Here is a 13,851-nt window from a genome sequence, read left to right as displayed (position 1 = left end):
CTGAACTGGCGCCCCTTTCTTCTTTATTGCATATCTCAGCGGCTTTCTTATTAAAGGTACTCGCTCACGTCCGCTTCACTCGGTCCACGCATCGGGCAAGCTGTGCGTCAACGTCGAGACGAAGCGCGCGGTTTCCTCCTGCTGCGGCCTCATGAACACATCGCGCGACGGCCCCGACTCCACCACTACGCCGTTGTTGAGGAACACCACGTCGCGTGCAATGGTAGCGGCGAGCCGCAAATCATGCGTCGCCATCAGCATGGTCATGCCTTCATTCGCGAGTTGTTTGAGTACTTCGACCACTTCGGCGGCGAGTCCGGGATCGAGCGCGGACGTGGGCTCGTCGCATAACAGTACTTCGGGCGACGGCGCCAATGCTCGCGCGATCGCAACGCGCTGCTGCTGCCCGCCCGACAGGGTGACAGGCCATGCATCGCCCTTGTGCGCGATGCCGACTTTCTCCAGCAATTCGTCAGCGCGGGCCCGCGCCTTTTCCTTGTCCCATTTCAGCACGGTGATGAGACCTTCCATCACGTTCTGACGCACCGTGAGATGCGGAAACAACTGAAAGTTCTGAAACACCATGCCGGTACGGCGGCGGATAGTCAGGACCGTTTCGCGCGACGGCCGCTCGTCGCGGCTGAACGTGAGTTGCTGATCGCCGATTTCGAGCGAGCCGGCCTCGGGAATTTCCAGCAGATTCACGCAACGCAACAGCGTACTTTTACCGCTACCCGACGGCCCGATCAACGCAGTCACGTTGCCCTGCGCGAGGTGCAGGTCGACCGAGTTGAGCACACGGAGCCCGGAAAAATACTTGTCGATTTTTTCCAGTCGGATCATTAGTTGCCCGCCTGAAAGAGTGCATGACGGCCGAACTTCCGTTCAAGCCTCACTTGAGCCGACGAGAGCACCGAACTGAACAGGAGATACACCAGCGCAGCCTCGGTATAAAGAATCAACGGTTCGTAGGTAACCGAAGCAATTCTCTGCGCTGCCTGGAACACTTCGGGCACGGTCAGCACAGCGGCCAACGACGTGTCCTTCACGAGCGCGATAAACGAGTTGGACAACGGCGGCAGCGCGACGCGTGCGGCCTGCGGCAAGATCGCACGACGCAGCGCCTGTTCGCGCGTCATTCCCATTGAATACGCGGCTTCCCATTGTCCTTTCGGGATCGACTCGATTACGCCGCGAATCACTTCCGAGTTGTAGGCGCCCACATTCAGCGAGAAGCCGATAATCGCCGCCGTCAACGGATCGAGCACGATGCCTACGTTCGGCAAGCCGTAGAAGATCACGAATAGTTGCACGAGCAACGGTGAGCCGCGAAACAGCCACACGTAAAAGCGCACCACCGCCACTGCCCATTTCGGCCCAAAGAGCCGCACCAGCGCGACAATAAACGCGAGCGCGAGTCCGATTGCAAACGAAGCCAATGTGAGCGGCACCGTGAACACGAGCCCCGCATATAGCAGGGGCCACAGCGAGTGCGCCATCAGATGCAACCATGCCGGCATGATTCAGACTCGCGAAAGGCGTTTATTTGGAGACGTCTTTTCCGAAGTACTTCTGCGAGATCTTCGCGTAGGTGCCGTCTTTCTTCATATCCGCGAGCGCCTTGTTGATCGCCGCGACGAGTTCCGGGCTGCCCTTGCGAATCAGCACAGCGGACTTGTCGCTGCTTTCCGGCGATGTGTCCAGCGCGGCGATCTTCACCTTCGCATCCGGCTTGTGCTTCTTGAAGTCGAGGAACGACAGCGAATCGTTTACGGTTGCATCGACACGGCCCGCGGTCAGCAGATCGATCGATTCATTGAAGCCCTGCACGGGAATCACTTCCGCGCCGTGCGCGGCGGCGATCTTGCCGAAGTTGCTGGTCAGCGTGTTGGCGGACTTTTTGCCCTTCAGATCGTCGAAAGTCTTGATCGTGTTGTTGTCCGAGCGCACGATCAGTGCAGCATGCGACGTGATGTACGGGTCGGAGAAATCATATTTGAGCTTGCGCGCGTCGGTCACCGCGACTTCATTGATCACCGCGTCGTAGCGGTTCACGTCGAGACCGGCAATCAGCCCGTCCCATTTGCCTTCGACGAATTGCGGCTTGACGCCGAGACGCTGCGCGATCTGCGTGCCGACCTCCACGTCGAAGCCGGTTAGCTTGCCCGATTCGTCGTGATAGGTGAACGGTGCATAAGTGCCTTCCGTACCAATCCTGAACACGCCCGAGGACTTGATCTGCGCGAGTTCATCGGCGGCGAACACGGGGCTCACGGTTACCGCGTGAAACAGCGCGATCAGCACAATGGAACGAATCGACTTCATGAGTGGCTCCCTAAGGTGGTCAGGCCGCATGCCTGGACGCGTGTTGGCAGTCCCACCGGCGCTCGTGCCCGGCGGAGTGGGCGGACTGTAGCAAACGGCCTGCGTTTTTACAAAGGATCAGCTTTCCAAGCCATATGCGCATTCATGCTAAGCCGCAGCCATCGCCTCCACTATCACATGAATTCCAACTCTACAGCAGATGTGACGACGCGGCATGCATCGCAACATGGAACATGGGCGGGACGCCATCGGGGAAAACGCGAGACAGCGGTGCCGCGGCGATTGCACGGCGCCGAAAGGAAAAACGGCGCGAGCTTGCCCGCCCGCGCCGCAGTCTGGACGCTCGAGCGCTACCGCTCGACGGGATGCGGCTCTTTCAGCTTGTTCGACACGCGGATCGCGTCGAAGTAAGCAGCATTCGGCGGGCGCTTCTGATACTGCCCAGCGCCTCTCACGGCTCGCAGATCGCCGTCGGTCCAGGCAAGCGCGCCCCGCGTGAGCGTATGCATGGCCACGCCTTGCACGGTCATGCCTTCGAACACGTTGAAGTCGACTTTCTGATGATGCGTCTTCACGGAAATCGTCTTGCTTGCGTTGGGGTCCCATACGACGATATCCGCATCGGTGCCGACACGCACTGCGCCTTTGCGCGGGTACAGATTGAAGATCTGTGCGGCGTTCGTCGACGTAATGCGCACGAACTCGTTCGGCGTGAGACGCCCGGAGTTTACGCCGTGATGCCACAGCACCGCCATGCGATCTTCAACACCGCCGCAGCCGTTCGGAATCTTCGTGAAGTCTTCGCGGCCCATGGCCTTTTGCGACGCGCAGAACACGCAGTGATCGGTCGCGGTGGTGTGCAGTTGGCCGGCCTGCAAACCTCGCCACAATGCCTCGCGATGTTCGGCCGAGCGAAACGGCGGACTCATCACATGCGCTGCGGCGCGCGTCCAGTCGGGATCGCGATACACGGCTTCGTCGATCACGAGATGCCCCGGCAACACTTCGCCGAATACCCGAAGCCCTTCGCTGCGCGCCCGCGAGATCGCATCGACAGCGTCTTTCGCGGACACGTGCACGATATACACCGGCACTCCCAGCACCTGCGCGATACGAATCGCGCGATTGGCCGCCTCGCCTTCGACCTCGGGCGGCCGTGACAGCGGATGCGCCTCGGGCCCCGTGAAGCCTTTTGCAAGCAGCTGGCGCTGCAACTGAAACACCAGTTCACCGTTTTCCGCATGCACAGTGGGCAGCGCGCCGAGTTCGAGCGATCTCGAGAAGCTGTTCACCAGTACTTCGTCGTCGGCCATGATCGCGTTCTTGTAGGCCATGAAGTGCTTGAAGCTCGACACGCCATGTTCATGCACGAGCGTGCCCATGTCGCGATACACCGAGTCGTCCCACCATGTCACGGCGACATGAAACCCATAATCCGCCGACGCCTTCTCCGCCCAGCCGCGCCACTGCTTGAACGCTTCCATCAGGCTTTGCTTCGGACTAGGAATCACGAAGTCGATGATGCTCGTGGTGCCGCCCGACAAACCCGCTGCAGTGCCGGTATAGAAGTCGTCGCTCGCGGTGGTGCCCATGAAGGGCAGCTCCATATGCGTGTGCGGATCGATGCCGCCGGGCATCACATACTGCCCGCCCGCATCGACGATCGCCGCACCCGCCGGCGCCTCCAGGTCCGCTCCGATCTGCAGAATGGTGCCGCCGTCTTGCGGGTCGGCACACAACACGTCCGCTCGATACGTGTTCTCCGCGTCGATAATGGTGCCGCCGCGAATCAGGGTCGTCATGTTGCCGCCTCCTTATGAATTTGCTTGTGTCGCTGCTACATACGCGTTTATCTCATGCACTCGCGACGCGCGCGCTGGGTCCCTTGCTGAGTTTCATCCAGGCGCTGTACACGATCGACGCCAACGCGAGCCCGACAAACCATGCATACGTATAGACCGTATTGAAGATCGACGGCACGTTCGCGAACGAAGCAGGAAACGCCGTGTGCAAAAAGCCCGGTAGGTTCGGCAGCACACCGATCACGAGCGCGACCACCGCGCCGATATTCCAGCCGCCGGTATAGCTATATTCGCCGCGCTCGTCGAATAGTTCGCGGGTATCGAGCCGCGTGCCGCGAATCAGGAAATAATCGACCATCAGAATGCCCGCCACCGGACCGAGCAGCGCGGAGTAACCGACGAGCCACGTGAAGATATAGCCTTGCGTGGTGGCGAGAATCTTCCACGGCATCATGACGATTGCGATGGTCGCGGTAATCATGCCGCCGACGCGATACGAAATGCCCTTCGGCCACAGGCTCGAAAAATCATAAGCGGGTCCGACGAGATTCGCGGCAAGATTGCAGCACATCGTGTCGAGCGTGAGGATGATGAGAGCGAGGCCTACGCCAATGCCGGTCATGCGGCTCGTCAGGTCGATCGGGTCCCAGATCGCCTTGCCGTAGATCACCACGGTAGCGGACGTCACCACCACCGAGATTACCGAAAGCAAAGCCATGGGCACCGGCAAACCGATCGACTGCCCGACAATCTGGTCGCGCTGCGTTTTTGCAAAGCGCGTGAAGTCGGGAATGTTCAACGCGAGCGTGGCCCAGAAGCCGACCATGGCGGTAAGGCCCGGCCAGAAAGTCGCCCAGAACATGCCCTCCTTCTTGCCGCCCGGCACGAACTGCGAAGGCGCCGCGAGCATCGAACCGAGCCCGCCCGCTTTCGACGTCGCCCACCAGACAAGCGCAATACACATCACGATCTTGATTGGCGCCGACCAGCTTTCGAGCCAGCGGATCGAGTCCGTCCCATGCACGATGAAGTAGATCTGCAAAGCCCAGAACACGAGAAAACACGCGAGCTGTGCAATGGAAATGTCGATGAACGGCAACGCTGCGCCGTGCAGCGCGTTGCCGGTGAGAATGTTCAACAGCGTATAGATCGCGCTGCCGCCAAGCCACGTTTGAATGCCGTACCAGCCGCAGGCCACGATGGCGCGCAGCATTGCCGGCAATTTCGCGCCCTGCGTGCCGAACGACGAGCGCACCAGCACCGCATAGGGAATGCCGTGCTTGGCGCCCGCGTGGCCGATCAGCAGCATCGGCACGAGCACGATCAGGTTGCCCAGCAGCACGGTCAACACCGCTTGCCACGGCGACATACCCTCTTCAGTCAATCCGGCCGCGAGCATGTACGACGCAATGTTCATCACCATGCCCACCCACAGCGCTGCAAAGTGATACCAGCGCCAGGTGCGCTGCGCGGGGCCGGTGGGTGCAAGGTCGTCGTTGTAAAGACTGCTGCCTTGCGCGCCGGCCGCGAATTGCGGATCGACGGGTTGCGCGGTCTGCTTCATCGAAAGATCTCCACTAAATCGTTGAAGCCCGCGCGGCTTCTGTCGGCGCGTCGGGCGTTAGAGAAAACACCGGTTCGGTACAAGCGTTGCGCTTACAACCGCGCTTACAACGATTTCGCCCTGTATTTCAAGCGGCTTTTGCTGCGTGGGCGGGTTCGGCGTTCGCTGACTGCGCCTCTGCATCACTAGCCGGAGCATTTACTCGCGCCGGATTGTTCGGATGCGTAGTCCAGTTCGCGTATTCGCCGTTATCCACGCGCTCCATGGTGATGCATTGTTCGACCGGACACACATGCATGCACAGATTGCAGCCCACACATTCGGAGTCCATCACTTCAAAATGCCGGACGCCATCTTTTTCTTTCATGATCGCCTGATGCGCGGTGTCCTCGCATGCGATATGGCAGAGGCCGCATTGGATGCATTTGTCCTGGTCGATGCGCGCCTTGATGTCGTACTTGAGGTTCAGATACTTCCAGTCGGTAACGTTGGGCACGGCGCGGCCGCGAATGTCGTCGAGGGTCGCGTACCCTTTCTCGTCCATCCAGTTGGCAAGACCGTCGGCGAGATCCGTGACGATGCGAAAACCGTAGTGCATGGCCGCGGTGCAAACCTGCACGCTGCCTGCGCCCAGCACCATGAATTCAGCCGCATCGCGCCAGGTCGAAATACCGCCGATGCCCGAAATCGGCAGGTTCGGCGTCTCCACGTCACGTGCGATTTCAGCGACCATGTTCAGTGCAATGGGCTTTACCGCCGGGCCGCAGTAGCCGCCGTGCGTGCCCTTGCCGTCGACCATCGGCAACGGCGACATTGCGTCGAGATCCACGGCGACGATCGAGTTGATCGTGTTGATCAACGACACGCCGTCCGCGCCGCCCTTGTATGCCGCGCGCGAGCCGAGCCGGATGTCGGTGATATTCGGCGTGAGCTTGACGAGGCACGGCAGCTTCGTGCCTTCCTTGACCCAGCGCGTGACCATTTCGATGTACTCGGGCACCTGGCCGACCGCCGCGCCCATCCCCCGTTCGCTCATCCCGTGCGGACATCCGAAATTCAGTTCGACTGCATCGGCGCCGGTGTCTTCGACGAGCGGCAAGATCCACTTCCAGTCGCGCTCATTGCACGGCACCATCAGCGAAACAATCATTGCGCGCTCGGGCCAATCGCGTTTCACCTGTGCGATTTCGCGCAGATTGACGTCGAGCGGGCGGTCGGTGATCAACTCGATGTTGTTGAGCCCCGCGATGCGTTGACCGTTCCATTGCACCGCGCCGTAGCGCGAACTCACGTTGACCACGTGCGGGTCCAGGCCGAGTGTCTTCCACACCACGCCGCCCCAGCCGGCCTCGAACGCGCGGTTCACGTTATAGGCTTTGTCGGTCGGCGGCGCAGAAGCGAGCCAGAAGGGATTCGGCGATGTAATGCCGGCAATCGTACAGCGCAGATCGGCCATGTTCGGCTCCTTGGGGACGGCTATTTTGTTGTGTCTTCCAGTGCTGTGCAGCGATCCGCGCTACGCGGCTTTCACGGCGGTACGAGCGAATTGCGCATCGATAGCGGCGGCCGCCACCTTGCCGTCCTGCACGGCTTGCACGGTCAGGTCGATACCGCCCGTGGCCGCACAATCGCCGCCCGCCCAGACGCCGGCAAGCGACGTCTGCCCGGTTGCATCGACAGCGATGCGGCTGCCGTCGAGCGTCAGCAACTCGCGTTCGATGCCTACCGGCAGGAGCGTCTGGCCGATCGCCTTGAGAACCATGTCCGCTTCGATCACGAAGCGCTCCTGGTCGCCCCCGCTCACTGTGCGTTCGAACTCGACGCCCGTCACCGCGCCGCCCTCGCCGATCAAACGCACAGGTGTTGCATGCGTGATAAGCGTGACGCCGCTGGTTTGTGCGAAATCGCGTTCGGCCCATGTCGCGCTCATGGATTCGACGCCGCGGCGATACACCATCGCTACCGATGTCGCGCCGAGCTTGCGGCTTTGCACAGCCGCATCCACCGCGGTATTGCCTCCGCCTATCACGACGACGCGGTGGCCCACGGGCACCGTGCCGAGGTCGCGTGCGCTGCGAATCTGTTCAATGAAATCCACCGCGTTCATCACGCCGCCCAGTTCCTCGCCGGCCATGGCGAGTGCGCGCACGCCCGTGAGGCCAATCGCGAGAAACACGGCGTCGTGTTGCTTGCGCAGCGTATCGAGGTCGATGTCGCGCCCTAGCGCAACGCCATTTCTTATTTCGATGCCGCCCACGGAGCACAGCCATTGCACTTCACGCTGCGCGAAATCGTCGACTGTTTTATAGGCGGCAATGCCGTATTCGTTGAGACCGCCGGCTTTGTCGCGAGCGTCGTAGAGGGTGACGTCATGGCCCGCCAGTGCAAGGCGATGCGCGCACGCGAGCCCCGCGGGCCCCGCGCCTATCACTGCGACGTGCCGGCCGGTCGCGGGCGCCCGCTTGAACAATGCTTCGCCGCGAGTCATCGCCCAGTCGGTTGCATGACGTTGCAGTGCGCCGATCGCCACCGGCTTCGCGTCCTGATGATTGCGCACGCAAGCGCCTTCACACAGAATTTCGGTCGGGCACACGCGCGCGCACATGCCGCCGAGCGGATTGGCCGACAGAATGTCCACCGCCGCGCCCTTCAGGTTGCCGTTGCCAATCTTGCGAATGAAGCTGGGAATATCGATCCCGGTCGGACAAGCGTTGACGCAAGGCGCGTCGTAACAGTAGTGGCAACGGCTCGCCGCCGCGGCGGCGGCGCTCGCGTCGAGCAAAGGTGCAATGTCGGAGAACTCGCAGGAAAGCTGCTCGGGCGACAGGCGTTGCGCGGCGATGTCGCCTGTTTGCTTGATAGCCATACACGTTCCTTCTGTCGATTTGAGGACGCAGCCGAACCTGTCGGCTCTCGCGTGAGCGAAGCCCGGACGGCATGTTTTTCTGGCGCTACGGTGAAGCTGTTAAAGCAGGTAATCCGGCTCGCGATCAGAAGCCGGGACGGCGCTCGCAAGCCGCATTGATCGGCGCACTATGAAACCGGCTCGCACGCACGCTCCAGCATCGCGTGCAGCAATACGTTCGCGCCGGCCTCAATCCATTCGAAGGAGGCGTCCTCGATTTCGTTATGGCTGATCCCGTCGACGCACGGCACGAACACCATTGAAGTGGGCGCGACTTGCGCGAGATAACAGGCGTCGTGCCCCGCGCCGGACACCATGTTGCGATGCGAGTAACCAAAGCGCTCGGCCGCTGCCCGCACCGACTTCACGCAAGCTTCGTCGAACGCAACGGGCTCGTAGTAAAAGATCTGTTCGAGTTCGGTTTCGAGGCCGATGCCGCTCGCGATCTGCGCCACGCCTTCGCGCAACGCGGCATCCATCTTCGCCAACACGGCGTTGTCCGGATGCCGGAAGTCGACAGTAAAGAACACCCGCCCAGGAATCACGTTGCGCGAGTTCGGATAGACCTGCATCATGCCGACCGTCGCGCATGCGAGCGGCGCGTTATCCAGCCCGATTCGATTGACGAGGTCGACTACTCGCGCAGCACCGAGCAGTGCATCGCGCCGGCGCGGCATCGGCGTCGGACCCGCGTGCGCCTCCTGTCCCGTTAGCGTGATTTCGTACCAGCGCTGACCTTGCGCGTCCGTGACCACGCCAATGGTTTTCTGCTCGGCTTCGAGAATCGGCCCCTGCTCGATATGCAGTTCGAACGCCGCATGCAATCGGCGACCGCCGCACGGTACATCGCCCGCATAGCCGATGCGCTGCAGTTCCTCGCCGATCGTCTTGCCATCTACGTCTTTGCGCGACAGTCCGTATTCGAGCGAGAACACGCCCGCGAACACGCCCGACGCAACCATGGCCGGCGCAAAACGCGAGCCTTCCTCGTTGGTCCAGATCACGACTTCGACCGGATGCTCGGTCTCGATGCCATGATCGTTCAGACTCCGAATCACTTCGAGACCGCCCAAGACGCCGTAGATGCCGTCAAAGCGCCCGCCCGTCGGCTGTGAGTCCGCATGCGAGCCGGTCATCACAGGCAGCGCATCGGGATTGCGTCCTGCGCGGCGCATGAACACGTTGCCCATCTGATCGACACTGACCGTGCAGCCGGCTTCCTTCGCCCAGCTAACGATCAGGTCTCGCCCTTCCTTGTCGAGGTCGGTCAGCGCAAGGCGGCATACGCCGCCTTTAGGCGTTGCACCAATCTTTGCCATCGTCATCAGGCTGTCCCACAGCCGCTTGCCGTCGATCCTGATCGACGTGGCGGGCTCTGCCCGCTTTAGCGCTTCGGATACCGCGTTCATTCGTCTCGCTCCTTCCGGTGAACCGACATGAAACTGGTGCATGGGCGGCGGCTTTTGGGGCGTCTCCGCACGGCTGCGGTGCAGGTTCCATGCTCCCGGTTGCTTCTCATAGCGAGGGCTAACCCTGGTGCATGTCCCGCTTTCTCAATCCTGTCCGGTTGGACAGGTTGTAGACGATTAACTCCGCCAAATCAATGCTTTTCGCACGGGCAAACCAAGAGCGAGAAGCGTGCCATTGCATTGCAGCAGGGCTGAAAGCGGCTTCCAAAATACGTAGGTGAGCAATGCGTCGAGCGACTAGAATGAAGCGCGACGCGGCGCCCATGCCGCCGAAGGCGAACATGAGAGACGACGACGTGGCTGGGGGCATCACGGAAAACGACGAAACGCGCGCGCCTTTGCGGCGGCGCAAGGCGCACATTCGCGAGTCGAACGAAGCGCATCTTCTGGCTTGTGCGGAAGCGGTCTTCGCGGAACGCGGACTCGACGGCGCGAGCACCGCGATGATCGCCGAACGCGCGGGCTTACCGAAAGCCAACGTGCATTACTACTTCCCGACCAAGCTTGCGCTTTACCGGCGTGTGCTCGAAGACCTGTTCGAAGACTGGTACCGCGCAGCCGATACTTTCGAATGCAGCGACGATCCGGTGGAGGCAATCGGCGGATATGTGCGCGCGAAAATGGAACTGTCGCGGCGGCGTCCGCTCGGCTCAAAAGTGTGGGCGAGCGAGATCATTCACGGCGCCGGGCATATGGAAGACATTCTCACGGAACGCGTCAAGCCTTGGCTCGACAGCCGTGTAAAAGTAATCGACGACTGGATCTCACGAGGCCTGCTCGCGCCTGTCGATGCGCGCACGCTGATGTATATGATCTGGGCGACGACCCAGCACTATGCCGACTTCGACGCACAGATTCGCGCGCTGAAAGGCAAGCGCGCGATGACGCAAAAGTCGTTCGAGGCGACGACCGAAGAAGTCGTGCAACTGGTCATTCGCGCATGCGGAGCAGTGTCGCCGGCACAACGGGCGCCAGGCCGGTGACGCTTCGCGGTAGCGGTTTCTGGCGCGGCCGGATCAATACGTTTCCAGATGCAGGCGCCCTTCTTTCTTGAGCTTTGCCCACAGCGCTTCCCAATCCAGCTGATGCTGCTCGCCGATCTCCTTCAGCGCTTGCAGCACGCCGTCTTCCATGCCCTTTAGCCCGCATACATAAATATGCGTATTGTCGTCCTTGAGCATCTGCGCAACGTCCACCGCGCGTTCGCGCATCGCGTCCTGCACGTAGCGCTTGGGCTGCCCCGGCGTGCGCGAGAACGCAAGATTGGTGTCGATGAAATCCTTCGGCAGATTAGTTAGCGGCCCGAAGTATGGCAATTCCTCTTTGGTACGCGCACCGAAGAACAGCATCAGCTTGCCCGTTGCTCCCTTCAGGCGACGGCGCCGGCGATATTCCGTCATTGCGCGCATCGGCGCCGAACCGGTGCCCGTGCAGATCATCAGAAGATGGGAATTCGGATGGTTCGGCATCAGAAACGTGCTGCCGAACGGGCCGATCACCGTGACCGCGTCGCCCTTTTTCAGATCGCACAGATAGTTCGAGCAGACTCCGTCGATCGAATCGCCATGCCGTTGTGCGACGCGCTTCACCGTCAGCGAAACGTTGTTGTAGCCGGGGCGCTCGCCGTCGCGCGGGCTGGCGATCGAATATTGGCGCGCGTGGTGCACGCGCCCGTCGCCGGTCGCGCCGGGCGGAAGAATGCCTATCGATTGACCTTCGAGCACCGGAAACGGCATCGTTCCGAAGTCGAGCACGATGTGATGTATGTCGCTTTCCGTCGATACGTCGGTAAGCCGGTAGTTGCCGACCACAGTCGCCGTAGTCGGCGTCTTGTGTGTGTAGAGATTGACGTAAGGCTTCGCGGCGGACCACGGCGGCACGACTGACCCGCGCACGGTGTCTACTTCAATGCCGCTCGCGTTCGCCGCTGCATCGCCGGTAGTGTCCGCCGCGGGCGATTCCTCCACCGCGGGCGCGGCCATTGTGTTCTGCTCCGGCAGGACGTCCCACGTGAATTGTTCTTCGACCGGATATGCGTCTGCCTTCAATACGGTACGCCAGTTGTCGATCGCGCCGGTCGGACAAGGCGGCACGCACGCCATGCAGCCGTTGCAGACATCCGCTTTCACGACGTAGTTGTTTTCGTCGTGCGTGATCGCGTCGATCGGACAGGTCTCTTCGCACGTATTGCAGCGAATGCAGATTTCCGGATCGATCAGATGCTGCCTGAGAACCTCGATCGACACTGGGCCGTTCATGACTTCCTCCACCATGTTGTGACGCGCAAGCTTGCCACGCGCGCTTCATGCAACTTCAGCAACTCCTGCGTTGCGCGATACCGGCGTTCAGTTAAAGCGCACGTATTCGAAATCGACCGGCTGACGGTTCACGCCCATCGCAGGCGGCGCAATCCAGTTCGCGAATTTGCCGGGCTCCGTGACGCGACCCATCAGCGAAGCAACGAATGCGCGGTCTTCCGGTGTGGCGAGCCACTTCGCTTCGTTTGCGGCCCACTCCGTTTCGCCAATCACGCGGCCGTCGGGCGACACGCGTGTGCCCGCAAAGGTGCCGATCTGCCGGTTGAACGCCTTGTGCGGCACCGTCATGCGGAAGTCTATGCCGGCCTTTTCGAGCACCTTGTTCCAGCGTCCTACACCCGCAACCGAGTCCTTGATGTAGTCGTCGCGCAGAACTTCGTTCATCGCATTGAGCATGGGCACTTCGCGTTCCACGAGCTTGCCGTCCTGCACATCCAGCAGCTTGTAGCTCTGTCCGTTCAATTGATGATCGTCGTCGCGCTTGCCCTCTTCATAGCGGCCCTTCAGGCCCGAACTATAGAACGTGGCCGCATTCGACGAATGGTCCGCGCCGAACAGGTCGATCGTCACCGAGTAATGGAAGTTGAGATAGCGCTGAATGGTCGGCAAGTCGATCACGCCGGCCGCGCGAATCCTGGCGACGTCGTCGGTGCCGAGTTCGTTCATCACCTGAGCAGTCCGCTGAATCACGCGCGAAACGCCCGATTCGCCGACGAACATATGGTGCGCCTCTTCCGTCAACATAAACTTCGTGGTGCGCGCGAGCGGGTCGAAGCCCGATTCCGCGAGTGCGGACAACTGGAACTTGCCGTCGCGATCAGTGAAGTACGTGAACATATAGAACGCGAGCCAATCCGGCGTTTTCTCATTGAACGCACCGAGAATGCGAGGATTGTCGTCGTCGCCGGAACGACGCCCCAGCAGTGCTTCGGCTTCCTCACGACCGTCGCGGCCGAAGTAGCGGTGCAGCAGGTACACCATGGCCCACAGATGCCGGCCTTCTTCCACGTTGACCTGAAACAGGTTGCGCAAGTCGTACATGGAAGGCGCGGTCAAGCCGAGGTGTCGTTGCTGCTCGACGGAAGCGGGCTCCGTATCGCCTTGCGTCACGATGATACGGCGCAGATTGGCGCGGTGCTCGCCGGGCACGTCCTGCCATGCGGCTTCGCCCTTATGTTCGCCGAAGTGAATCTTGCGATCCTGGTCACCCGGCGTCAGAAAGATGCCCCAGCGATAGTCCGGCATCTTCACATGATCGAAATGCGCCCAGCCTCCCGCGTCCACGCTCACCGCCGTGCGCAGATACACGTCGTAGCCGTGCGAGCCTTCTGGGCCCATATCGCCCCACCACGACAGAAAGTTCGGCTGCCACTGCTCGAGCGCGCGTTGCAGCGCGCGATCGTCGGCGAGGTTGACGTTGTTCGGAATCTTTTCGCTGTAGTTGATCGTTGACATGGTCGTTCCTTGC

The 13,851-nt window shown here is 61.2% G+C and carries 11 protein-coding genes; 1 reads left to right on the top strand and 10 read right to left on the bottom strand.

Features of this window, described 5'->3' with window-relative positions; translation table 11 throughout:
• Positions 1-75: 75 nt before the first annotated feature.
• From OH764_RS04765 to OH764_RS04730, 8 genes are all read right to left on the bottom strand, one after another.
• On the bottom strand, positions 76-843 hold the full coding sequence (locus OH764_RS04765; protein ID WP_027775500.1) for an amino acid ABC transporter ATP-binding protein: 768 nt from the start codon (positions 841-843) through the stop codon (positions 76-78).
• Entirely contained in the window at positions 843-1,520 is a 678-nt protein-coding gene (locus OH764_RS04760) for an amino acid ABC transporter permease (protein ID WP_020065411.1), read from the bottom strand. Before OH764_RS04760 ends, OH764_RS04765 begins: the two co-directional genes overlap by 1 nt.
• Positions 1,521-1,542: 22 nt before the next feature.
• Positions 1,543-2,325, bottom strand: coding sequence for an amino acid ABC transporter substrate-binding protein (locus tag OH764_RS04755; RefSeq protein ID WP_498848209.1), 783 nt, complete (start codon positions 2,323-2,325; stop codon positions 1,543-1,545).
• Positions 2,326-2,675: 350 nt separating this feature from the next.
• Positions 2,676-4,127, bottom strand: coding sequence for a dihydropyrimidinase (gene hydA, locus OH764_RS04750; RefSeq protein ID WP_498848208.1), 1,452 nt, complete (start codon positions 4,125-4,127; stop codon positions 2,676-2,678).
• Positions 4,128-4,179: 52 nt separating this feature from the next.
• A complete protein-coding gene (locus tag OH764_RS04745; protein WP_020065408.1) occupies positions 4,180-5,691 on the bottom strand; it encodes an NCS1 family nucleobase:cation symporter-1 in 1,512 nt (503 codons plus the stop codon).
• Positions 5,692-5,818: 127 nt separating this feature from the next.
• Positions 5,819-7,147, bottom strand: a complete 1,329-nt coding sequence (gene preA, locus OH764_RS04740) for an NAD-dependent dihydropyrimidine dehydrogenase subunit PreA (protein ID WP_498848207.1) — start codon at positions 7,145-7,147, stop codon at positions 5,819-5,821.
• A 60-nt stretch (positions 7,148-7,207) separates the two neighbouring features.
• A complete protein-coding gene (locus OH764_RS04735; RefSeq protein ID WP_498848206.1) occupies positions 7,208-8,557 on the bottom strand; it encodes an NAD(P)-dependent oxidoreductase in 1,350 nt (449 codons plus the stop codon).
• 167 nt (positions 8,558-8,724) lie between these two features.
• Positions 8,725-10,005 (bottom strand): Zn-dependent hydrolase, encoded by a 1,281-nt coding sequence (locus tag OH764_RS04730; protein ID WP_088174812.1) that lies wholly within the window; start codon positions 10,003-10,005, stop codon positions 8,725-8,727.
• Between the two features lie 302 nt (positions 10,006-10,307).
• On the opposite strand from OH764_RS04730, the gene OH764_RS04725 reads away from it, so the two are divergent.
• Positions 10,308-11,048, top strand: coding sequence for a TetR/AcrR family transcriptional regulator (locus OH764_RS04725; protein WP_020065404.1), 741 nt, complete (start codon positions 10,308-10,310; stop codon positions 11,046-11,048).
• A gap of 33 nt (positions 11,049-11,081) precedes the next feature.
• Here the strand turns inward: OH764_RS04725 and boxA are convergent, their stop codons facing one another.
• On the bottom strand, positions 11,082-12,323 hold the full coding sequence (boxA, locus tag OH764_RS04720) for a benzoyl-CoA 2,3-epoxidase subunit BoxA (protein ID WP_498848205.1): 1,242 nt from the start codon (positions 12,321-12,323) through the stop codon (positions 11,082-11,084).
• 87 nt (positions 12,324-12,410) lie between these two features.
• Positions 12,411-13,838 (bottom strand): benzoyl-CoA 2,3-epoxidase subunit BoxB, encoded by a 1,428-nt coding sequence (gene boxB / locus OH764_RS04715; protein ID WP_498848204.1) that lies wholly within the window; start codon positions 13,836-13,838, stop codon positions 12,411-12,413.
• Between the last annotated feature and the right edge of the window lie 13 nt (positions 13,839-13,851).

The organism is Burkholderia sp. M6-3, assembly GCF_050858985.1.
Classification (GTDB): domain Bacteria; phylum Pseudomonadota; class Gammaproteobacteria; order Burkholderiales; family Burkholderiaceae; genus Paraburkholderia; species Paraburkholderia caledonica.
Note: the sequence above shows the minus strand (reverse complement) of the source record. Positions and strands in the feature narration are given on the sequence as shown.

What these genes read in the sequence shown, in the direction of transcription:
- OH764_RS04765 (WP_027775500.1), bottom strand. Translation starts at nt 843, where the DNA reads ATGATCCGACTGGAAAAAATCGACAAGTATTTTTCCGGGCTCCGTGTG.
- OH764_RS04760 (WP_020065411.1), bottom strand. Translation starts at nt 1,520, where the DNA reads ATGCCGGCATGGTTGCATCTGATGGCGCACTCGCTGTGGCCCCTGCTA.
- OH764_RS04755 (WP_498848209.1), bottom strand. Translation starts at nt 2,325, where the DNA reads ATGAAGTCGATTCGTTCCATTGTGCTGATCGCGCTGTTTCACGCGGTA.
- hydA (WP_498848208.1), bottom strand. Translation starts at nt 4,127, where the DNA reads ATGACGACCCTGATTCGCGGCGGCACCATTATCGACGCGGAGAACACG.
- OH764_RS04745 (WP_020065408.1), bottom strand. Translation starts at nt 5,691, where the DNA reads ATGAAGCAGACCGCGCAACCCGTCGATCCGCAATTCGCGGCCGGCGCG.
- preA (WP_498848207.1), bottom strand. Translation starts at nt 7,147, where the DNA reads ATGGCCGATCTGCGCTGTACGATTGCCGGCATTACATCGCCGAATCCC.
- OH764_RS04735 (WP_498848206.1), bottom strand. Translation starts at nt 8,557, where the DNA reads ATGGCTATCAAGCAAACAGGCGACATCGCCGCGCAACGCCTGTCGCCC.
- OH764_RS04730 (WP_088174812.1), bottom strand. Translation starts at nt 10,005, where the DNA reads ATGAACGCGGTATCCGAAGCGCTAAAGCGGGCAGAGCCCGCCACGTCG.
- OH764_RS04725 (WP_020065404.1), top strand. Translation starts at nt 10,308, where the DNA reads ATGAAGCGCGACGCGGCGCCCATGCCGCCGAAGGCGAACATGAGAGAC.
- boxA (WP_498848205.1), bottom strand. Translation starts at nt 12,323, where the DNA reads ATGAACGGCCCAGTGTCGATCGAGGTTCTCAGGCAGCATCTGATCGAT.
- boxB (WP_498848204.1), bottom strand. Translation starts at nt 13,838, where the DNA reads ATGTCAACGATCAACTACAGCGAAAAGATTCCGAACAACGTCAACCTC.